Annotated in this window: 19 protein-coding genes and 1 pseudogene; 1 reads left to right on the top strand and 19 read right to left on the bottom strand. The window is 54.8% G+C overall.

Translation table 11 applies throughout. The features are described 5' to 3' along the window. Window position 1: 1 nt before the first annotated feature. The 10 genes and pseudogenes from H4Q31_RS05780 to H4Q31_RS05735 all read right to left on the bottom strand — a co-directional run bounded on the left by H4Q31_RS05780 (window position 2) and on the right by H4Q31_RS05735 (window position 10,728). On the bottom strand, window positions 2-1,111 hold the full coding sequence (locus H4Q31_RS05780) for an acyltransferase family protein (RefSeq protein WP_185178128.1): 1,110 nt from the start codon (window positions 1,109-1,111) through the stop codon (window positions 2-4). Then, the gene (locus tag H4Q31_RS05775; RefSeq protein WP_185178127.1) at window positions 1,108-2,538 is read right to left on the bottom strand and encodes a hypothetical protein; all 1,431 of its coding nucleotides are present in this window, start codon (window positions 2,536-2,538) and stop codon (window positions 1,108-1,110) included. The genes H4Q31_RS05780 and H4Q31_RS05775 overlap by 4 nt, the downstream gene beginning before the upstream one ends. Further along, window positions 2,522-3,781: a glycosyltransferase family 4 protein gene (locus H4Q31_RS05770; RefSeq protein ID WP_185178126.1), complete on the bottom strand. Its 1,260-nt coding sequence runs from the start codon at window positions 3,779-3,781 to the stop codon at window positions 2,522-2,524. The genes H4Q31_RS05775 and H4Q31_RS05770 overlap by 17 nt, the downstream gene beginning before the upstream one ends. Further along, window positions 3,778-4,896, bottom strand: a complete 1,119-nt coding sequence (locus H4Q31_RS05765) for a glycosyltransferase family 4 protein (protein ID WP_185178125.1) — start codon at window positions 4,894-4,896, stop codon at window positions 3,778-3,780. Before H4Q31_RS05765 ends, H4Q31_RS05770 begins: the two co-directional genes overlap by 4 nt. After that, window positions 4,847-5,821 carry a glycosyltransferase family 2 protein gene (locus H4Q31_RS05760; protein WP_185178124.1) on the bottom strand — a complete coding sequence of 325 codons (975 nt, stop codon included), beginning with the start codon at window positions 5,819-5,821 and terminating at the stop codon, window positions 4,847-4,849. Before H4Q31_RS05760 ends, H4Q31_RS05765 begins: the two co-directional genes overlap by 50 nt. Before the next feature lie 14 nt (window positions 5,822-5,835). Continuing rightward, window positions 5,836-7,524: a hypothetical protein gene (locus H4Q31_RS05755; RefSeq protein WP_185178123.1), complete on the bottom strand. Its 1,689-nt coding sequence runs from the start codon at window positions 7,522-7,524 to the stop codon at window positions 5,836-5,838. Between the two features lies 1 nt (window position 7,525). Next, window positions 7,526-8,815 carry an efflux RND transporter periplasmic adaptor subunit gene (locus H4Q31_RS21750; protein ID WP_185178122.1) on the bottom strand — a complete coding sequence of 430 codons (1,290 nt, stop codon included), beginning with the start codon at window positions 8,813-8,815 and terminating at the stop codon, window positions 7,526-7,528. 14 nt (window positions 8,816-8,829) lie between these two features. Beyond that, window positions 8,830-9,096 (bottom strand): annotated as a pseudogene (locus H4Q31_RS05745) (UTP--glucose-1-phosphate uridylyltransferase); the annotation flags it as partial. A 278-nt stretch (window positions 9,097-9,374) separates the two neighbouring features. After that, entirely contained in the window at window positions 9,375-10,001 is a 627-nt protein-coding gene (locus H4Q31_RS05740) for a CpsD/CapB family tyrosine-protein kinase (RefSeq protein WP_185178120.1), read from the bottom strand. Then, window positions 9,976-10,728, bottom strand: a complete 753-nt coding sequence (locus H4Q31_RS05735) for a YveK family protein (protein ID WP_185178119.1) — start codon at window positions 10,726-10,728, stop codon at window positions 9,976-9,978. Before H4Q31_RS05735 ends, H4Q31_RS05740 begins: the two co-directional genes overlap by 26 nt. 228 nt (window positions 10,729-10,956) lie before the next feature. On the opposite strand from H4Q31_RS05735, the gene H4Q31_RS05730 reads away from it, so the two are divergent. Continuing rightward, window positions 10,957-13,359, top strand: coding sequence for a glycosyl hydrolase family 28-related protein (locus tag H4Q31_RS05730; protein ID WP_185178118.1), 2,403 nt, complete (start codon window positions 10,957-10,959; stop codon window positions 13,357-13,359). A 1-nt stretch (window position 13,360) separates the two neighbouring features. Here the strand turns inward: H4Q31_RS05730 and H4Q31_RS05725 are convergent, their stop codons facing one another. The 9 genes from H4Q31_RS05725 to galU form a co-directional block, all read right to left on the bottom strand. Then, entirely contained in the window at window positions 13,361-14,347 is a 987-nt protein-coding gene (locus H4Q31_RS05725) for a nucleotidyltransferase family protein (RefSeq protein WP_185178117.1), read from the bottom strand. A 1-nt stretch (window position 14,348) separates the two neighbouring features. Continuing rightward, entirely contained in the window at window positions 14,349-16,112 is a 1,764-nt protein-coding gene (locus tag H4Q31_RS05720) for an ABC transporter ATP-binding protein (RefSeq protein ID WP_185178116.1), read from the bottom strand. A 13-nt stretch (window positions 16,113-16,125) separates the two neighbouring features. Beyond that, window positions 16,126-17,307: a nucleotidyltransferase domain-containing protein gene (locus H4Q31_RS05715; protein WP_185178115.1), complete on the bottom strand. Its 1,182-nt coding sequence runs from the start codon at window positions 17,305-17,307 to the stop codon at window positions 16,126-16,128. Next, the gene (locus H4Q31_RS05710; protein ID WP_185178114.1) at window positions 17,297-17,761 is read right to left on the bottom strand and encodes a lasso peptide biosynthesis B2 protein; all 465 of its coding nucleotides are present in this window, start codon (window positions 17,759-17,761) and stop codon (window positions 17,297-17,299) included. The genes H4Q31_RS05715 and H4Q31_RS05710 overlap by 11 nt, the downstream gene beginning before the upstream one ends. A gap of 2 nt (window positions 17,762-17,763) precedes the next feature. Further along, entirely contained in the window at window positions 17,764-18,063 is a 300-nt protein-coding gene (locus H4Q31_RS05705) for a lasso peptide biosynthesis PqqD family chaperone (protein WP_185178113.1), read from the bottom strand. Then, complete coding sequence (locus H4Q31_RS05700; RefSeq protein ID WP_376698218.1) at window positions 18,017-18,979, bottom strand: aldolase; 963 nt, start codon at window positions 18,977-18,979, stop codon at window positions 18,017-18,019. The genes H4Q31_RS05705 and H4Q31_RS05700 overlap by 47 nt, the downstream gene beginning before the upstream one ends. An 87-nt stretch (window positions 18,980-19,066) precedes the next feature. Continuing rightward, complete coding sequence (locus H4Q31_RS05695; protein WP_185178112.1) at window positions 19,067-19,195, bottom strand: paeninodin family lasso peptide; 129 nt, start codon at window positions 19,193-19,195, stop codon at window positions 19,067-19,069. 14 nt (window positions 19,196-19,209) lie between these two features. Continuing rightward, window positions 19,210-21,159 (bottom strand): asparagine synthase-related protein, encoded by a 1,950-nt coding sequence (locus H4Q31_RS05690; RefSeq protein ID WP_185178111.1) that lies wholly within the window; start codon window positions 21,157-21,159, stop codon window positions 19,210-19,212. After that, window positions 21,156-22,034: a UTP--glucose-1-phosphate uridylyltransferase GalU gene (gene galU, locus H4Q31_RS05685; RefSeq protein ID WP_185178110.1), complete on the bottom strand. Its 879-nt coding sequence runs from the start codon at window positions 22,032-22,034 to the stop codon at window positions 21,156-21,158. Before galU ends, H4Q31_RS05690 begins: the two co-directional genes overlap by 4 nt. Between the last annotated feature and the right edge of the window lie 140 nt (window positions 22,035-22,174).

The raw sequence follows: 22,174 nt of genomic DNA, 5'->3' as shown, positions 1-22,174 counted from the left end.
TTCAAAGCATCCTCTCTGCTTTGGACGACAGATATCGTTCCCTCTCATATCGCCTCGCCCGTATTACGTTATCAGCCAACCTTCGACCAAGGAAAATGGCCGGGACTTCAATATAACGCCATCCCACGTAAGCTAACGCGATTGCTATTGCGACCGAAGCGATCAGCAGATAGGGAATAGGAACGATGCCATAAAAGAAAAATACGAGAGACAGCAGGACCGGTATGTGATACAAATAAAGACTGTACGAAATATGACCAAGGAACATCGGTATTCTAGTTTGCAATGCCGACCCAATCCGTCTAGAGGCAAGAGCGGTGGCGATAAATCCTCCTGCGCCCAACCCGACAATTTGATCTTTGGCAAACACATGAAGCGGCAAAAAAGTTGCATAAGTATAACAGATATAAGACATCAAAAGAATGGCGATTCTGGTTAAGCTTCGTCTGCTTCGAATCCAGGCTGCAGCTTCGGACCTATAGCGGGCGAGCAATAACCCATAAATGAAAAAAGAGAGATAATGTAACGAGTCAATCGATAAAGCTATCGCTAGCACAAAGCAGGCAAGTCCTGAAATGGCTGTAAAGAACCATTTGAAGCGGCATAAAATAATAACGATAAACGGGAAAATGATGGATATGCGCATCTCGTGAACGAGAGACCAGTAAACGATATTGACGGCTTTAGCATCAAAAAGAAAAATTCCAGAAATATGCTCCATAAACAGCCGCCAATTCAAGCTGTGAGACCACCAGGACTGAACCTCCCCACTTATGCCTTCCCCGGTCCGCATCGGAGAGAGAATGTGCAATAAGATTACTACAAAGAACGAAATGATATAGGGCACATAAATTCGAAAAAATCGTTTGATGAGGTATCCTGCATAGTTTGGCTGACTACCGCTTAGAAAAGGAAGAGAGAGTACAAAGCCGCTAAGCAAGAAGAAAAACATAACGGATTCATGCCCTCTGACTATTATGCCTAGCGGCGATTCAACCAGTGTCTGCATTGTTGGAGATAGAAAAGACGGAACCATGATCAAGTGACTGAATAGAACCACCATTGCCGCCAATCCACGAAGAGAGTCGAGTTGAACATATCTCTCTTTCATATCTCTCCCCCTTTCTCGATCCGCTTAGAGCTCTTGTCCAAATAGCCGATCGCGATCCACAAAATGGCGACCACGGAATAATGTCCACCCGTTAGCCATTGGAAGGTTTCGGCGAGCAACAAGCCTAATATCGTAAGATGTATGGAGCTTCCACCAACCGCCGATCTGAATGCTTTATATAGAATCATTAGGAGAATCAATAGATATAAGAAACCGCCGATTACGCCCGTCGCCAGAAACATATTACTTAAATCCGCCTCTGACGCCACGAGATTCCCACCGAATTTACCCGCTGCAATCGTAGTGCTCCCGAGACCGTGCCCGAGCGGATTTTTAAACCCCTCTATAAAACCGTTAAATAACAAGTCCTGATGTCCCTTCAAAGTCGAGTGTTCGCCGTAGGGATCTGTTAATCCGATGACGGAATGATAGATCAGATCGTTACTCGTATCCAATTTGGTCATTCCAAAAAAAAGGCCAGCCGCGCAGAACGAAGCGGCGACAGTCAACAAAACCCGATGGGACATCTTCTTCGCAGATAGAATCGTGAGGATAAATACAGCGACTAAAGCGGTTACTATAGGTCCACGCGCGGATTCAACGAACAGAGACGCAAAGAGAAATATGACCCCTGCTAATACCGGAAGCTTATAAATTAAGGCACCTCGCATGAAATAGACCCAGCCGACGACGATGGAAATAGCCAAGAAATGTGCATATTCCGCCGAATTTGTGAATGTTGAGATTGGCCTTGTCAAACTGTACACTTGAAGCGCGGTATACCCCGTAATATCAATCCAGTCTTGCTCAAAAGGGAAGAATCCGAGAAAATATTGTTTAAAGCCGTAGGCGGCCGTCATGAGACCGATCACGAATACCGAAGCGAATATTTTGCGCAGCCAAGCTTCGTCGAACAGTTCCCGGGATAAGATCATAAAAAAAACAGGCACCATGTAGAACATGACTCCCGCGATCCCGGTCAATAGGCTTCCTTGCTCCGGATTGAATATTTGCAAGAATTCTACTGCCAATAACCATCGGAGCAGCTTGAAGGTCAGGGTGTCGTCCGCAATGGCTTCCCGGATAATGTACTTCTTGTAGAACCACCCAGCCGTCAGGAACAGGATAAATATCGGACCAAGCATGACCAAAGGATCCATCGTGTTCCACCCGACGACCGGAATCAAGATCCGCCGAATGAGGCCGAGAAACGGCAGGAACAGGAGAAGCAAGTAAATTGCATTCTGCGGACTTCTCTTCTGAATGGTGAAGAGAATAAGAAACAGCCCCGCCGTCAGCAGAAGCCGGACAAAGCCCGGCTCCATGACTAACCATCCGATCATGAGGCCCATTCCGGCGTAAAGCATGAACACAATAGCTGTATTTAGCAGCTTATGCTGCCAGATGCGATTAACGATCGTATCCAATGGCCGATTCCTTTCTTCCGCCCAAGATCGAGATCAGGTTCGAGACGATCGTCTCTCCCGAGTACAGGCGTTTTGCCTCCGAGCGTGCGATCGCAGCCAGTTCTTCCCGCTTCGGCGTCGCGAGTTCCTCCGCTAGTTGCCGGGTCAGCCGCTCCAAGGCATCGATATCGCCCGCCCGAAAGATCCGGCAGACCGTCTTGTCGACGCCTTCGGCAGCTCCAATCTTATCGCTGGCGATGACGGGAATGCCCGTAGCGAGCGCCTCCGCAACCGTCAGGCCGAACGGCTCATAATGAGCCGGTTGAATCAACGCGTCGACGGAAGCGTACAAGGCGTCCATCTCCTTGCCCGACACCCGTCCCAAATAGGTTGCAATCTCCGGATTGATATTCTTCAGCAATCCTCGATAATCCGACCAAAGCGAGTGGTTGCCAACGATCAAGATTCGGACTTGGCCGGCCAGATCTTGGAGACGGTGAGACAACTCGACGATCATCTCTGTTCCCTTGCGGACGGAGATCCGTGACGCGAACAGGAACGTGATTCTGCTGTCTCTCCTCTTCCCCTCCTGGCCTTGCTTCGGCACGAACTTCTCGAGGTCGATCGGATTCGGAACGATGTGGCGGACTTTCGCGGAATCGAGCTTGTAATCTTCGATCATCTCATCCGCGAAGCTTCTGCTCAGGCTCAGGATATGATCGGCCGACCTCGCATGGCGCTTCTGGACGCTAGCCCGCATCATCAGCAGCAGACGGACGCCCGCTCGTGTCAGTATGCCTTCCGAATGCCTCGCCAGACGACTCTCCAGGCGATGCCACCTAAGCTCTCCTGCCGCATGCACACTGGGATGCAGCACGATTGGCGGCAAGCTCGCCTTGTGCTTGAGCAATGCATGCATCTCGATATGCGAGAATTGATAGACATAATCGTAGGGCTTCTTCCGGTGCTCCTCGACGATGCGTTCGGCGAGCTTCATCTCGCAGCGCAAATTCGCGATTTGACCTGTCACGAATGCCATATAGTTGTTCCGGCTGTACCACTTGTTCCACTTCCACGAAGAAGGCTGGCAGATGACTCGCAAATTCTGCCTCTCGATAAGCTCCGGCGGCACGTTGTCAGGCTTACCGAAGAAGAAGCAGTCAACCTCCACGCCTTGGTTGGATAGCTCCAGCAGCAGATGCCTGCCAACACCCGTCGCTCCTCCGTCGTTGTTCGGCATCGGGCCGATCCAAGCGATTCTCATTGCAGCGATCCCCTCCCTATGAACAAACCAACGACCTCCTTGGCCAACCGTTCGGAGCCGAATGATTTGACTCTCTCCAGTCCTGCCTTGGAGACGGAATCGTAAAGTGCCGTGTCCGTCATGAGCCGCCGCATGGCGTCGGCTAGCTTGCAGGCATCCTGAGGGGGAACGAGCAATCCGCTCTTGCCGTCTTGGATCGATTCCCGCGGTCCCCCTTCCCGGGAGGCGATCACGGCTTTGCCCAGTGCCATTCCTTCGATGATGACCATCCCGAACGGCTCCTTGTCTGAAGCATGAACGAGAATATCGAAGGATTGCACCCATAGCGGTACATTCGATTGATGCCCCGCGAAGATTACCTGATCGGCAATGCCCGCCTTTTCCGCCTGCGCCCTTAACTCCCCTGGATAATCCGGCTCCGACTCATGCGGGCCGCCGACCACGACGAAGCGGATGCCTGGACTGCTCTTCGAGACGATCGAAGCCGCCTCAAGGAACGTATGAATTCCTTTCCACCTCTGCAGTCTCGCTACAATGCCGATGACCGTGGCGTCCGCTGGCAGTCCCAACTCGTCTCTCGCTGCCGACTTTGACGGCAGCTTCGTCGTATCATACTCCTCCAGATCGACCGAAGGATAGATGACAATCGCCGGCACCTTATCGTTGTGGCTGGCTTGAACGGTTCTCGTCGCTTCGGAAGGACACGCGATCGCCTTCGCCGGAATCCGATTGATCCATCTCTCCATGGCATCCATAGAAGAGAAGCCGTGCTGATACCAGGCCGACTCGACTCTGGACAGGTAAGCGACGGGACCCGCATATAGATGGGCCTTGCTCATCCACGAGAGAACATAATGGATTCTCTCTCTCTTAAGCCAGACGAAGATCGCCCACTCCGTGCGCAGGAATCGGCCGATTTGTCTTAACTTCCCGGCGGAACAGACTGTGACAGAATAGCCTAACGCCTTGGCTTCGTGCGCCAGCGGTCCATCCTCCAAGAACAGAATCGAGAAATCCGCGTTACCCGTTCGCTTGTTTGCTTTGAGCAGGTGAAGCAGCATGATCTCAGCTCCGCCTCTCAAGCCCGCGAGCGGCATGACGATGCCGACCTTCATGACGGGACACTCCCCATGTTTGAATTCCTAATTTTCTGCCTTTTAATGAAGCAGCAAGAAGCGGGAAGGCATGTCCCCCCCCGCCTGCTAATCTTCTAATGAATTGAAGCAGCCCCGGCGACGTTCTCGATCCGACCAATACCGCCCATAGAATAAATGCGATTCTCTTGGTCCAGGACAAGTACCCCCATAAGATAAGCGTCTCATTATGTACAGCGTTCATGGCGGCAAGCGGCTTGAATTCCCCCCGCTTATCCTCATCATGGCGAGTCGAAGGATAATGGTAGACGCCGATGAATGGATCGTAGATTAGCTTCCATCCCATCCGCTTCAGAGCAAGTCCGATAGCGAGTTCCCAATGCACCTGCGCTCCCGTTCCCCGCAAGCGAAGCTCGAAGCCAAGTTGCCTTAGAAGTTCCGTTCGATAGGCGCAATTGACTCCCTTGAGAAAATCAACTTCTCGCGCCTTGCCTGTCCCGAGATGATGATTGCCGATCATTCGGCCGAACCATTGAAGTCTCCCTACCTTACTCGCAGCCCCATCCAATATCGCTCCATCCTGATAGATCAAATCCCGCCCGCCGGCGCCGGCCACACTCGAGTCCTTCTCGAACGCTTCTGCGAGCAGCTCCAGCCAGTCGGCGAACGGTTCAGAGTCGTCGTCGGTAATCGCGACGATGTCCCCCGTCACCGCCGTTAAACCATGGCTCATCGCCTGTACGACTCCGGGCAAATCGACGTACATGATCTTGAGCAGCGTCTCGGCAGCGGCAAGCGATTCTGCGTAATGAATTGTCTCGGTATCTTCCCTTCTGACGACGACGATTATCTCGTGGGGAATTCTCGTCTGCCGAAGCAGTGCGCTAACGCACCGCCGCAGATCGTTCACCCTGCGATAAGTCGGTACCAGTACGCTGATCTTCAATCCTTCGTTCACCCTTACATTGGGATAGTTGCCGTCAGGCGGTTCGCTTCGCCGGCAGGCGTATCGAACGACTCGTAGACGCGCAAGGACAAGGAACCCGCACTAAGCATGGAAGGGGGCAGCTCGAATCTTACTGTGCGTTTGCCGCTGATTAGACGATCCGCCCCCGTAAAGGCGAGATAGGCGGAATCGACGACGCCCTCGGACGGGCTATATAATTCAAGCTTCATGCTGGAGAAGCCGCGGTTCACGACCATTTGCTCCTCGGCGCTCACATCGACTGCAAGCGTAACGGACAGCGATGACTCGGAATTTGAGCCGTTCAGCTGCATCGAGGAGGACTTGGAGAGATGAACCGTGTAGGGATAGAAGGCCGATCCGTCGTACTGCTTCACCTCTGTAGTAATACTGGCGATTGGCAGCACGTAAGGCGCCGCGCTGCCTGCGTCGAGCAAGTTCAGCGTCAAGCCATCCTGATTCTCCGATTCGGGCACCACGAAGAAATAACTGATGACGGTACCCAAGTTCGGGTTAAGCGCCGAAGGAGCTTCGGCTTGACGAACGCCATCGTAGCTTACCCCATCCTCGCTCACGATCTCCGCCACGAAATCAGGCAGCGGAACGGATAAGCTGCCGCGATTGTTGATCTTGAATTTAGCTACGGCGATCTTGTAGCCATTGCCTTCGCCCTTATACAGTTGCAGATCGGCGAGTGAGACATCGATCTCTTCCCGTATGCGCTTGTTCTCATTATCGAATTGAATCGGCGTATCGAACGTATAAGCGGCTGCCGGATTACGCAAGGCTGCACTCTGCGGGAGCTGAATGCTTAGGCGGCCGATCGAATACGAAGTTGATCTCCCGGCCTCATCAATGAAACGCTCGGGAATCAACACGTTTAGCCTCATAAGGTTCGCTCCGCTGTCCGTTGGAATCGCGTAATAGATGTTCTGCTCTTCTCCCGGTTCGAGAATGACGCTCTCCTCCCCGACTCTTGAGCCCAGGTATGCCTTGTTCGATGCGACCCCCGAGACGAGAAACTCCGGCAGCTTCTCTTGCCATTTGCCATTGTTCTTGACTCGCAGTGTCAGGATCGTAACGGCGCCAGACGGCGTGCTGCGGGTATAGGCCCTGGTCGGCGCGTATTCCAAAGACGACGTCAACGAAGGTATCTTGAAGGCTTTGCCCCAAGCGACCGACAAGCTCTTGTCCGCTAATACGGAGCCGTCCCCGCTCCAGACGAGACTGGATACCGCGAGCTCCTTGACCAGCGTCTCCTTCTTGGGATAGACATAGGCGTCAACCTTGATCCAGGCTAGCTTGGATACGGTAATGGCGTCCTTGCGGGTGATGACGGTCATATAGTTCAAGTCGACGGACTCCTTCGGCTGTATCGTTGCCTTGTTAGCCGAACTCGACTTTAAGGCATAGGTGATTCCCGCCGTCGTCTTAGCTCTTAATTCGTAGTCGGGCACCTTGACCAGCTTCGAGCTCGAATTCGTTAGTCGGACAACGGCAGCGATCCTTGTACCGTTCGCTACGCGTTCGTTCAAGACCCCGATGACTTCGGCTTTCAATGTGCCCGTCAGTTGGACCGTGGCGGTGACGGCAGCGTTCGCTTGGCCGAGCGGAGAGACGCCGAGCGAGACGAAGAGCATTAGCATCAGGACGGTTGCAAGAGCACCCTTCTTCATAGGCAACATGTCAGTTAGACCCTCCCTGCGGTACAGATCGTACCTTCTCTTTATCCTTCAACTGCTGAATTCCGGTCAAGGCGACCCATTCACCCTCAGCGACTCCCTCGACGATCTCTTGAACGAAGCCGTTGGAGAGGCCAAGATTCACCTTACGCTTCTCGGCTACGCCGTTCGAGATGACGAAGACGTAACTGTCCGCCCCTTCCGTGAGGATGCTCGCAACAGGAACCGCAAGCACATTCAGTTCCGCTTCGTCTGTCAGCCTGACTTTGACCTTCATGCCCGGCTGCAGCGCGATATCCGGGTTGGGCACCTCGAGGTCAAGCTCGTAGGCATTGGTGTTCGGATCCCTGAGCGTCGCGAGATAACGAATCTGTCCTTGGAACGTTTGAGAGGTTGTCGGAACGATAACCGGGAGACTCTCCTTCCCGCTGACGACGGGCAGCGATTTCTCTGTCAGCATCGCCTGCAGAATAACAGGATCTAACTTCGTAATGTTTCCGATAGCTTCGTCCGAACGAATCGTTATGCCTTCAGATAGAGACAATTGCGTCAGAACCCCGTTGATGGGCGCCTTAATAACTAGCTGCTCTTCTTGCTGCTTCAGTTGCTCCACAGTCTCCTTGGCGTTCTCGAGTTGCTCCTCCAGAGACTTCAATTGCTCTTCCGGCTTCGAAGCATTCATTCGCTGGATCGTAATACTAAGATCCAGCTTTAGATTGTCGTAAGCCGCCCGGGCTTCATTCAGATCGTCCTGTGTCGCCATGCCCACGTCATAATCATTGCGAACCTTGTTGTACACTTTGAGTGCTTCTTTGATCTGGTTATTCAGCTTCTGAATGGACGTCTCATTCTCAACGTTAGCAAGAGAGATCTGCTTCTTCGCTTCCTCGATCTGCTGCTGAGCCTCGAGCACAGCTTCCTCCGCGCTCTGGCGCAGCTCCTTGTCTTCCTCGAGCAAGCTAAGGCGGGCGATCACGCCGCCCTCCTTCACCATATCCCCTTGCCTCTTCTCCACCTTCTCGACTTTGCCGCCGATCGAAGCGATGAGATTCAGCTCTTCGGACGGCAGCACGCTGGCGGTTACTTCCTCGGGTTCTCCAATGATTTGTCTCCTAAGCTCCTCCGTCTTCACGGTTAATGGAGCGGTCTCCACCGCTTGTCCATTGTCGGCTGGCGCGCTGTTCAAGCTCGAACAGCCCGTCAACAGAACCGCGCATAGGAGCATCGTTCTCAAAGCCTTGGATTGGGCCTGTCTACGATACGACTTCCTTGGATCAAATCTTGTGCTTCTCACGGCTCTCCCCCCAAAATCGCATCGGTCAGCTGGATCTCGCCGCCGGCTCCGACTTGCTGCTTGTCGAGATAAAGGAATATTTCAGGGGTCATAATATAGCGCCCCATTATAGCCAAATTTAAAGGTGCGTAGCCAGGAGTTGGATTCTCCATGAGTAGCTTCACTTGATATAGCCTGTCGTCGCAGCTGAACGGGTCAACGATCCCGTAACGTTGCGTCTCCTTGTCGGATATCGGCAGAACGCTGATGACCGGACTTCCGGTCGCTTCATGCTGGTTCATTTGCTACTAGTTATCCTCGATTGCTCTCTTTCCTTTGACCGTGACGATCAGAATGTCTTCAATGCCCGATTCAAAGGCCTTACGTATCTTGCTCATCGTCTCTCCGTCCTCCCGCCATTGACAGCAGCTCATGCTATATATCGAAATAGGGCATTTAACCCGTCCTCACGCTACACCCTCGACGATTCACGTCTAAGGCAGACAAGCCCACAGCATAGCCGAGTGCCTACAATGATAAAGGTGTAGTAGACATTACCTAAGATTGAACAGCATCGGTCTTATTTGACTAGAACGGCGCCGAGTAATTTGGCATTCGCGCCGGCCAGAACTTCCTGTGCCTTCTTGGCCAAGTCGCGCTTCACTTTGCCAATCTTCATTACCATAAGAGCGCCGCCGCATTTGGCAGCCAAATATTTGGATTCAATACAATCGATTAAGGGCGGAGTGTCGAGGATAACGATATCGTAAGAGGAGCCGCTCCATTCGAGAAGATCTAGCATACGCTCAGAGGTCAGGAGCTCGGACGGGCTTGCGGTAGCTGAACCAGAGGTCATGACGGACAGCCGGCTGATGTTTGTGGCCTGGATGGCGTCCTCGAGCCGGCATTCTCGGGTTAAGTAAGGAACGAGTCCTTGACCGGAATCCCCCGTCATGTATCGGTGCAGAGCTGGCTTCCTCGCATCGGCATCTATCAATAGCGTCCTTCTGCCGGATTGAGCATATGCGATAGCAAGACTTAAAGCCGATCTGGATTTCTCTTCGCCGCCGCGGGTTGACGAGGTCACGACAATCGTCTTCAAGTCGTCCTCGGCTAATTGAAAACCAATATTCACTCTAAGCGTTTGATAAGCATCGAGCTCGTGCGATGCAACATCGTCTTTAATGGCGATTGGCAACGATCTCACCTGCCTCTCTTCGGAACGGCTTTCGGCTGAAGGATTGCGGCTTCTTCGGTTTAGGCGGTTCGACAATCGCAAGCACCGGTCTGCCGAATACTTGCTGAACATCGTTCTCCGTCTTGACCGAATCGTCCAGGAATTCCAGCAGGAACGCGATTCCGACCCCGAAGATCAAGGAGATCGCGACAGCTAGAACGATAGCTTGATTGCTCTTGAAATTGATGGGCTGCGGGTTCGGATCCGTCTCGTCTGCCGTGTTCAGGATCATGATGTTATCGACCTTCATGATGTTTGGAATCTCCGACTTGAACACCTCGGAGACCGCGTTGACGATTCTCGCCGCCTGCTCGTAAGAATAGTCCTGAACATAGATTGCCATGACTTGCGTATTGTTCAACGCGAAGATCTGAACTCGGTCGATGAGAGATTCCGAGCTGACATCCAACTCGGGATAGCGTTGGATCACCTTGTCCATGATGGCAGGTGTCCTGATAATCTCCCTGTATGTATTGATCAATTCGATATTAACGTTGAGCGCTCCGTAATCCATCTGCTCGATACCGACTACGCTGTCATCCAGCGTCTTGTTGACGATCAGCTTCGTTGCCGCCTCGTAGATTGGCTGATATTGTTGATTCGTGTATACAAAGGTGACGATGGTCGAGACAACGACTAACAAGAGGATCAACCACAAGCGCTTGCGAATGACCGCTACATAATCCTTCAATTCCATCGGGGACCCCCTAATTATGTGAGAAATTCGCTCCATTGATACGTTACGTAACAAATAATACGATACAGAACGTAACATGTCAACATCGTTTTATGATTTTCCCGGTTTTACGTTCCGATTTGTATCCCGATGGATTCCTTACCTATTACTATGACTACGGTCCTGCATAGGATAGGAGACAAGGCTCTATCCACCAGGATAGAACAGCCTTCGAAAGGAGACTTGCTGATGGCTGACATCTTCAAAGAGATCAACGTCAAAGATTTCGGCGCCACAGGCGACGGACAGACGAATGATGCGCCTGCCATTCTGTCCGCAATCACAAGCCCCAATAATACCATTCTCTTCCCGGAGGGTATCTATCGACTAACTGCGAACGTCTACTTTCCAAGCTCCAAGACGATTGTTTTCGAGAGGGGAGCAGCTTTAGATACCGCCTCGGGCGTTGTTGTTACCGTCAACGCCGACATTAGAGCCGGCTTGTTCCCCATCTTCACGGGAGCGGGAACTTACAATACGAACAGCAAAGACCATACGATCTATCCTCAATGGTTCGGCGGCTCCGCCGAAGGAGACGAACAAACGGGAATCGTAACGGCATCCGCTTCAATCGCGGCCGGATCACGGCAGCTTGCCGTTCCTGCCGTCGACAAGAACAAATTCGCGAACGGCCATACGGTCATGGTCCTCCATGCGGGAACGAGCATTCCTTCTACATTCCCGAATCCCGCGCCTGCGCCGACCTTGACTTATTATGGAACGCCCGGCACGACGACTTACCGTTACCGGATTGCCATCTTGGACAAGAACGGCGGGATTACGGCAGCAAGCGAGGCAGTTGCGATCACGAGCGCCGCCTCCCAATTAAGCTTCCGAGAGGGCAACAAGATCCGGATCACGATGCCGGCGCTTAGCGGCAGCCAGCGACACGGCTTTGTGGTATACGGGGAGCCGACGAATCCGGAAGGATCTCGGGGAATATTGGCTCTGCTTCGCGATGTCACCGCCTACTGGGAGGACGGCGGGCTTGGCAGCATCGAAGCTTCGACGCCTCCTTGGATTCCAATTGAACCGCCATCAGCCAAATTGAACAATACGCTCTTGGCTACGATCGACTCCGGAGGCGGAACAGCAACGTTGACTTTATCAGCCGCTGCTGGTGCAACCGTGAATGGCAATGCCGTTATCCTGATGGACAATGCCGGCGCCTTCAACCGAGCTTACAGCTTCCTTGGCTCCGGTGGAGGAGGAACGCTCAAGCTGCCATACGGCGTCTACAACTTGCGACTCGACCCCAATACGGCGCGATCCGTATTCTTCGTATCGAATGTCAGAACCATTGGGGTCAACAAACCAATTTGTCTCATGCACGTGAATCCAAGCAACGATTTGATTCGATACTTCACAGCTAGAGATAACTCCGCATCCGACTGGTCGTTCGAAGGAATCGTCTTCGACGGCGGCAACCGAACCTATACAACAGAGTATTATCAGGTTATGTTCGAAACGTTAGGTACGATCGGTCATTCCCGCTTCCTGTTCAAGGACAACGAGTTCCGGTATTCCCGCGGTAAATTCATTCAAACGTATTCCGGCAATTGTACCGACTACCAGATAACCGGCAACTACTTCCACCACGGCTGTTCGAACGCGCTCGGGATCGGCGGGCACCGATTCCGTGTCGATAACAACCTGTTCCAAGACATCTTCTTCGGCTACGGAGGCACCAAAGTAGGGGGTGCCGAATGCATTATTATCCGCAATACGACGAATGGATCTTCCGATCTGACGTCGTACGGCGATATCATTCACAATACCATCTCAAATTATGGCACCATCAACTTTGGCGGCGGCACCGCTCGTTATTTGAACATCAATATCTCCTACAATCAGATCCTCGGATACGACAATGCAATCGGCCTAGGCGGCAACATGGACAATATCAGCGTGGTCGGCAATCAGATCAGCATTCAGAATCTCGGCTATTTGCACGGTCAAGCCATCAAATTTGAGCTGTCTACTAACGGCTTGTCCGCGACGGATATTCTGATCAGTGGCAATCATATTAACGTGAATGCGGACCCCGAGACGGGCCTTAGTTCGAATGGAATCAGCGCATCCGTTAATCCCAGCAACCTGAATAACGTTCGAAATATTCGGATAGTCCATAATACGATCCAACTGGCCGGCAAATCCGGCAAGTATCCGGTCGAGATCTACCACATGAAGAACGTCCTGTTCTCCGGCAATTATCTTGAGACTGACAACGCCGCTCTGGACTCTTCATTGTATACCTTCATGAATAACGCCGAGTACTGCGGATGGATCGTCTCGGATAACGTCTCACCGGGCAAGAACCTCCACATTCCAGCCGGTTCCATCGTACAAGGGAATCAGGTTGGCGGCCTGCGCATTCAGAACAATACAGTCGTCAGCGGCAATAGCCTAACCGGCATTCCAACCACTGGACCTACTGCATGGGGCGGCATTATTAACTTGGCAGGATCGGATAATGTCGTCTTGGGCAACCGAATCGATTTGTCGGGCCATTACGCGAACGCAGCTGCGGTCAATCAGATGGCATCTGCTGCTAACAACATGATTGCGAATAATCTGATCAAGCCCCGTTAATTCAATACGACTTCCTCAGCGAGTACAGCGCGTACTTCCAAGAGTCGAAGATCAGATGCTTGAAGTGCAGCTTGTAGCGATAATATTCAAGGTCCTTCCTGCCTAGCTTGGCATTCCGGATCGTGTCATAGTTCCAGCGGCAGTTCAATGGCCGGAAGGGGAGGGGCTTCATCCGGCGCAAGTGGGGAAATTGCTCATAGACGATCGACAGCACGGTTCGAAGCCGCCTTGACGTCTTGTCCTTCTCTGCCTGGCGCAGCAACGAGACGAAGTCGATCCGTTCGCCGAAGCGGTGCAGCATTTGAACGATGTCCAGCAGATACTTCACGGAATCCATCTGATGTCTCGCTCCATGCAAGGCGATAAAATAAAACGTGTGCTGCACGGACAATTGCCGGATCGACCGATAAGGCTCCAAGCTCTCGGACGCATCCTGGAACGGCCCCGGATCGATCTCCGACCAATACGGCTTATCGAACGCCAAATGCAATTCGACCATCAGCTCACCTTGAGACAGGCGGGCATGATGGTCTTTTAATATCTCGAACGTATAGCCAAGACATTCCAAGCATTCGACCGCTTCCGGATAATAAGCCCTCGGGATATACAGATCGAGGTCGCCTGTCGTCCTCGCGGCATAATGGCCGAAGCAGCGTTCGGCGAACTGGACGCCCTTCAGCGGAATCGCCGGCAGCCGAAGCGCCTCGAAGGCGCGCAGCAGCTCTGCTTCCTTCGTCTTCATATAGCAGCTATGCTGCAACCCGGCCAAGTAGCTCTCCTCTAACGCCCGCCGGAGCTTATAAGCCGCCCGCGCCGCTTGATCAGCTTGATCAGTCGAATCAACGCGATTGAGCCGTTCATTCAGCAGATGATAGACCTGCGGGGCGATCGCGAACAGCTTAATCTCCGCAAGCAGCATATCGACATTCAGATCCAATGGCATTGGCTGCTCCGGATCGTATAGGGATCTCAGCAGATGGATCAGCATGCTAGCCTCCTGCAGCTAATAGAATAGATTTGGACTGGCGGACAACTCTTCCTTGTTCGACAGCGACGATCTGATCCGCGTTCCGGATCGTGGAGAGCCGATGCGCGATCACGATGATCGTCATCGTCCCTTTCAGCCGGTCGATCGCCTCCTGAATCTTCGCCTCGTTGTCCGCATCCAATGCGCTCGTCGCCTCATCCAGAACGAGAATGGCCGGCTTGCGCAGAATGGCCCGTGCCAGCACGAGCCTCTGGCGCTCTCCCCCCGACAGCCGAATCCCTCGGTCGCCAATTGGCGTATCCAGCCCCTGGGGAAGCTTACGAACGAATTCCGCGGATGCCGAGAAATCCAATGCTGCCCAAATCTCCTCATCGCTTGCCTTCGGATTCACCAGAAGCAGGTTCTCCCGGATCGTGTCGTTGAACAAGTAAGGATCCTGCGGCACGTAACCGATCGAACGCCTGAAGGATTGCAGCCGCTTGCCCTCGAGCTGAACGCCGTCGACCAGAATCTGTCCGCGTTCCGGCCGCACCAAGCCCATGACGAGATCCGCCAAGGTGCTCTTACCCGCACCGGAGCTGCCGATGATGGCGGTCATCTGACGCGCTGGGAAAAGCAGATCGACATTCTGCAGCACATAGCGCTCATCGTCCTGCCGGTAGCGGAAGCAGACGCCGCGGCATTCCACCCCCTGCTCAAGCCGCCACGCTTCGGTCGCTGCCGAGTCAGTCTCCGCCGGCTCGCCTCCCCTGAGATCCCGCGCATCTAGGCACTCCTGTCGGAGAACAAGAATTCGCTCGAGCGACGGGACCGCTGAGGCGATATGCTCCAGGCTGGACTGAATGCCGCTGAACCGCGGCCATAGCCTGGAGAAGATAAGGACGATGACCACCAGCTGCTCCAGCCCGGAATGGAGAAGCTTGGTGGACAGCAGCAGGAAGGCGGCGATCAGAACGGCGGATGCTGCTTGGTAGCTGAACTGCGAAGCCGATCTCAGCTTGGCGTATGCGATCTGCTCATCGTAAATATCGGAGCTAATCCGCTTCAGCCATCCGACACGGGACGGCTCGAGCATGTTCGTCTTGATATCCTTGATGCCGTTCATCTGGTCGGTCAATCCCGCCATGAATTGCCTCGACAGCTCCACCGTGCGGGAGCCGAGCTTCCTCGACCTGGCCACGAAGCCGCGGGACATGAGCACGAGCAGAATGCCGGAGAAGATCACGAACAGCGTCAGCGGCGCCGACAGCCAGAATGCCAATCCGATCTGGATAGCCGTGAACAGGAGGGAAGCGAGCAGCTGCAGCGAATGCGTCACCCCGCCGCTCACCTTGCCGATCTCCGTCGTCAGGGAGTGGACCAGGTCCGACTTCCGGCTGCGAACGAAGAAGCTCCAGTTCGAGCCGAGCAGGTCGCGGTGCGTATCTTCCCTGAGGCGATTAACGAAGGAGTGATGTAGCTTGACGCCCACGATGCTATTGCTTCTTTTCAACAACCCTTGCCCCACCGACAGCGCGAGAAAGATCCCCAATACGGCCGGCAGAGCCCAATTCTGCGGAATATCGCGGAGCGGCGCGAACAGCCCGGCCAACGGAATCCGCCCGGCATCGATATCGGCCATTCCGGTCATGCCGATCATCGGCACGAGCAGGAAGATCCCGATGCCCTCCAGGAACCCGGAGAGCACCGTCCCGATCAAATGGAAGTACAAGAGGCCGCCGGCGAACTTGCGCAGCCGCTTCGTGAAGTACAGCACCGCTCTCATCGGCGAATTCCTCCTAGGATAGCGCGGCTTTTCTCGCTTTACGCCAGACCCATAGAATCGGCCGCAGCAGGATGTATATGAATTGGATATATTTAGGCAGCGGCAGGAGCACGGCATCTTCCGGGTATGGATAGAGGAGATCTAATAGATGCCAGAGCTTTTGCCGTTTTGTTTTCGTTGCGAAAAGGTATCGTTTGTAGGCGCGCTCGTTCGCGCTGCCGCCATGGAGGTCCGTCGGAGCGCGCAATAGCGGCGGCACCCTCGCCGCCAACGACGCGGCGGTTCGGCTGCGGGCCAGCGCCTGCAATTCGGCGGTCAGCGGGGTCTTCAGCAGCTTCGATGCCAGCAGAAGCCCCTGCCCGGCGACCCCAAGCGCCTGGTTCTTCCTTAGGAACGTTCGCAGCCGCCCCCCTTCCGCTGCTCTTCTCGCGAGAATGTCGAGATCCGCGAGCCAGCGCAGCCGGAACCAGCCGTGTCTAGCGCCATGAACGGCCAAATAATAAAATAAATCCTCTTCCGATAAATAATAAACGGGTCGTTGCGATAACGCTGAGACCCTTCTGCGCTCCCACAGCTCCTCGAAGCTCGGCTCCCGGGAAGGGCCCGGTCCCAGCCTCCAATGAATCTCGATGCATACTTGTCTGCCGGTATGATAATAAGCCGAATGATGCTGACGCCATCTTCTGCCGTTAATCGCGTTCAGGTGGATATCTTCCGTGACGTATCCATGCTCCAGAAGCACGGCATTCACCCGGTTCAGGTCGCCGGCCGGGACTAGAATGTCCAAGTCCCGCGAGCTTCTAAGCGAGACGTCACCGTACAGGTCTGCCGCGAGAGCCGGGCCTTTCAACTGCAGCGAACGAATGCCGCGTGCTTCGAGCAGGCGGCAGATGCGATCCATCTCGCCGCTTAAGTGCAGCATCCGATAAGTATTGGCAGCGTAATCCCGCCCCAACGTCCGGACGACTTCCGGAGGGACGAACGAATACGCCCCGCTCTGCAGCCTCTTGTACGCCAACGCCGATAAGCGGTGATGGCGAACGAACCGGATGAACGCATCCCAGTTAATCTCGGCCGCGAGCGACCTTTGATAGCTCAGGGATCGATCGTCCTGCTCTCTTGTCGTAAGGCTGAGGAGCAATTGCAGCTCCTTCGGCAGCGATTCCATGGCGCCAGGGATTAGATTATTTCGCATCCGCTTCCTCAACTCCAGTCCGTTCCAACCGATTCGCAAATTTCCCGACAACCGCATAATGCTCCATTTCCTTCGCGCCGGTTACATACCAAGTCCCGCTCCTCAGCCACGCATGGGCAATCATTCGGCCGCCTGCATCCTTAGCCGTGCCCAAATAGAGCGTACTGTCCATGCGGCGCCTCTCCAGCATCTTCATCGCCGCGACGGCCCGGACTAGGCACGTGCTCTTCCATGGCGTATGCCGGCTCGCCCGGTTGACGGCGGCGGATACCCGTTCGATAACGATGCTGCGCTCGCGGCTGCGCGAGAAGGGAGTCTCCGACATCGGCTCGCCTAATCCTGCGGTCACCCGCGCGAACGAGCGGGCAACGATAGCTTTGGACCAAGCCAAATAGAAGAATGCCTCGACCAGCAGGCAAGACTTGGCGATGATGCTTCCGAATCTCCTTCTCATGCTCAGCCCGCTTCATCTACCGTACGGATCAGGCCTTCCTCCAGCAGCTTCTCCAGGAATTCGAGCACCTGCTCCTCGCACTCTGTAGGATCGACCTTGTATACCGCCAGCAAGCTCCCGACGAGCTGATCGATCGCGATCGGTTCGCGGATGCGGTCCCAGATCGCGCCGCCGACGGGGCCGAGATTATAATATTTGCCTCTCTGAACATTCAACATCACTTTATCTTCGCCCATGCCGCTCGCAATATTGCCTTCAGCCTGAACGACCTGCCGGGCGATGGTCAGCTTCCGGTCTCTCATCTTCCTTAACATCCTCTTCTTGAATAGTCGATAATACGAGGGACGCCAGATCATTCCCCGTGAAGCCTGACAGCGGCCTCACGATTCGGTGCATGTCCATACATGAGACGATGGCGGCCGTCGTTGAGAAGTGCCATTCCAACAGCCCTGAACGATACAGCAAATTTCTCCGGAACGTATGCAAGAACGCGGTCGCCAGCTTCTCCAGCCTCGGGATCCGCTCCAGCCGAACGTCGCCCCGCTCTTCCTTCCTTAGCTCGTACAACCCCGCCAGCGGAAGCGGCTCCGAACAGTAACCGGACACCGGAATTGCGAATTTGGTCTCTCTGCCGATTAACGGCCGGTATCGCTCCGCGTCCATGCCGAGATGATCCAGGCTCTCTTGCCACAGCTTCTGCTGCGGATAAGAGGGAACCACATACGGCAAGCCCTCGCGCGGATCAAGCGTCACCGCAATCACATCGTCGCTTAGCAGCGAACAGCCCCGGCTCACGAAGATGGAGGCGAGCGTCGACTTCCCGGCGCCCGAATCGCCTACGAATGCGTAAGCCTTGCCGCCAATGACGATGGCGCTGCCGTGCAGGGGAAGAATATTGCGTTGAAGCAAGGCGGCCCCCATGCAGGTTCCGAGCAGATACTGCCGGATCTCGCCCCTATCGGCGCCGGCATCCGGCGCTACCAAGATGCGCGTTCCCCGTTCGACGCAGAAGGCCGCGGCGTTCGGAACGCGGAATCGAACGCGGTCTCGTTCCGCCTCGTATTTGCCTTCGCGAATCTCCCCTTGAACATCGGCCAGCTCGATCGTCAGATCCGGATCGCCGCCGCCGGTATAAGGAAGCAGCTCCGGCAAGGGAATGTCGCTGGCGATCGCCAGCCCAAAGGCGATGTACATTCGCCTCCGCGCAACTTCTGACACATCGCTCACTCCAGTAACCAAATTGAAAACCGGCCCTCATACGGATCGTATAAGGGCCATGTTCTGCCTCGCGACTGAAGGCTAGCTTCAGCTCGGACCATTCAGCTCTTCATGTCCGTCGGTATCGAGGAAGTCTCTAACCGTATCCGGCGAACCTGCGAGCGTCATCTTGATATCCAGCGCTTCGAGCACCGGCTTCGTCCATTCTTTGTTCATACGATCACCTCCTTTCATGCATAGCGCTTCACGAATCGGTATAAGATCAAGCTTCGCATCAGGACATTTAAGCTTGTGTCGAACGGGTTGTCCGGCAGTCCATTATTCCAGCGCTCGACGTTCTCGAGGAGCACCGGAACGTTCACATATTCAGCCATCGCGGAATCACTCGAGAGCTCCTTCAGCTCCTTCAGGAACAGACGCCAGTCGCCGCTCATCCTTCGAACGCCGTCGGCCCCCTGTATGCCGCGAACGGTCTGGTTCAGCCGGATGGGGTCGGGCAGCAGGCTTCGGGTCGCTCTTCGGATCAGGGCGCGGTCCATTCCGTTGCGCACATATTGCTCCTCGGGAACGGACAGGCAGAACCGGACGACTCGCTGGTCGTTCGTCGGATCGCGATGCCACACCTTGTAGTTCAAAGATAATTTCGTAGCCATTAAGCCGCTCGTATGCCAACTGCTCGGCTGCTCGAAATGCCGCCTCCTCGCTTCATACATGCTAAGCGGCTGATGGAATCCGCCCGGATCGATGCCGAGCGATCGCAGCTTGGCGTCTATGCCCGTCTTCGCAGCCAGTTGAGGATGGATTATCCTCGGAACCGGATGCGCGAAGTCGTTCTTCGAGAGCCGCAGCTGGCCTAGCGCCCTGCGTCTCACGTCCTGGAACACGCGGGATTCACGGGTCCCGACATTGCGGCTGTAAGACCGGATCTCCTTGTACAGGCGAATCCATCGCATTCGCTTCAGGAGCATAGCGTAATAGGACAGGGCAGGACCCCAGGAGATCGTGAAGTTGCCTCTCCCTCCGCTTAGCAGAACGCCTACGCCCTGCTCGCTAGCCCTCTCGAATATGCCTCTGATCCAGTAGGAGTTCTCGATGACCTTGTACGGGATCTCCGCCATGTCGAGCCAGCGGTCGATCTCCGACAGCGGGCTGCTGCCGTCGAAGTCCAGATACATAGCCTCGATGTTGCCGACGTGCTGGACGGTCGTACGGATGAAGGGCGTCTCGTCCGCGATCCGATTGCGGGGCAGCTTCGCGTTCGCTTCGGAGATCGGGACGAAGCTGAACGTGTACAGCTTCTTGTGCTGCTCCCTAAGCGCCTTTGCCGCGAAGCTGACGACCGAGCCCGAATCCAGCCCGCCGCTCAACTGCGCACCGACCTGACGGTACGTTCGGAGCCTGGCGTCCACCGCCGTTTGGAATACGTCGCGGAACGCCTCCTCATACTCCCGATCGTCCTTCAGTCGAAGCGGCTTCACCTCTTCTAGCAGCCTGCAGTAGCGGGTCAGCCGGACGCCGTTCTCCGAGATTGTCACCGTATGGGCAGGCGGCAGCTGCTCAATGCCTCGATGGACCGTCGCGCCATCCGCAATCTCGGAGACTCCTGGATTAGCCAGATATTCAGCGATCCATTCCTCGTTCAGCCGATTGCCCGTTCCGGCGCTGGCGCTCGAGAAGCCCAGCAGCGGGTTTAACGCCGTGCAGAAGGCCGCGCGCTGATTCCGCCGGCTGTAGTAGAGCGTGCGGCTTCCCGAGAAGTCGCGTGCCCCGAATAACTGCCGTCTTCTCTCGTCCCAGATCACGAATGCAAAGTCGCCAATCAGCTGCTTAGGCGCATCTTCCTCCCAGCGTTCATAAGCCAGCAGGATCAGCTCGCTGTCCGCCGCTTGTCCCGCGCCGCCGCGATCGCGAATGCCCAGTCGCTCGATCAGCTCCGCACGGTTGTCCAGGATCGCATCCGCCGCGACAGCCAGCCGCCTGTCCCGATCGAAGTATGGCTGCGCCTCTCCAACGGACTCCGGCGTGATCCATTGCGCCCGGCAGCCCAGCAGCAGGGACGACGTCCGCCATGTACGATGATCGTCGCAAGGGTATTGCTCCAGAGCCTGCTCCATGACGGCTTGCGCTTCCGCGGATATCGGTTCGTTGTCGAAATGGATCATGCCATAGATGGCGCTCACCTTATCACAGCCTTGTGAAGCAGCTCTTCGATCTTGTCCAGCAAGGGCTTGCGCAGCGCCTCATGTCTTAAAGAGAATTCTAGTATGGTCGTAATAAACCCCAACTTCTCGCCTACGTCATAACGCGTCCCTTCGAATTCATAGGCGAATACGCCTTCGGCCTCATTCAGCTTCTGAATGGCGTCCGTCAGTTGGATCTCCCCGCCGGCGCCGATCTCCTGCTCAGCCAGAATATCGAAGATGTCGGGCGTGAGGACATAACGGCCCATAATCGCGAGATTCGAAGGGGCCTGTCCGACCGGCGGCTTCTCCACGAAGTGGTCCACCGCGTACAAGCGGCCGAAGCCGTGGGATGGACCCACGATCCCGTACCGATTCGTCTCGTTGGCCTCAACCGTCTGGACTCCGATGACGGAGCGATGGTGCTGCTCATATTGCTGCATGAGCTGCAGGAGGCAAGGTGTCTGGGATACGACGATATCGTCTCCGAGAAGCACGGCGAACGGCTCGTCGCCGATGAACTTGCGCGCGCACCATACGGCATGTCCCAAGCCCTTGGGTTCCTTCTGCCGAATGTAGTGAATCTCGACGCGGGAGGGCTTCTGGACCTCGCTCAGAAGCTCGAGCTTCCCCTTCTCCCTTAAGTTCTGCTCCAGCTCGAACGCGGAGTCGAAATGATCCTCGATCGCCCGCTTGCCTTTGCCCGTCACGATAATGATGTCTTCGATGCCCGATTCGACAGCCTCTTCCACGATGTACTGAATCGTCGGCTTGTCGACGATTGGCAGCATCTCCTTAGGCATCGCTTTAGTCGCAGGCAGGAACCTCGTACCTAGGCCTGCAGCCGGAATAATCGCCTTGCGTACTCTGCTCATTCGATCACCCTATCGTTAGTTATCTATAAATCGACTTCTGCCGCGCTAAAAAATGATACGTTATGTATCTTTTATACCCCTCACTCTACGATACAAATCGTAACGTGTCAAGCTGAATTTCCGCGGCAACGCATTACAAA

Source organism: Cohnella lubricantis (assembly GCF_014212015.1).
In the GTDB taxonomy this organism is placed as follows: Bacteria; Bacillota; Bacilli; order Paenibacillales; family Paenibacillaceae; genus Cohnella; species Cohnella lubricantis.
The sequence above is the reverse complement of the archived record's forward strand: the minus strand, read 5'-3'. Positions and strand labels throughout refer to the sequence as shown.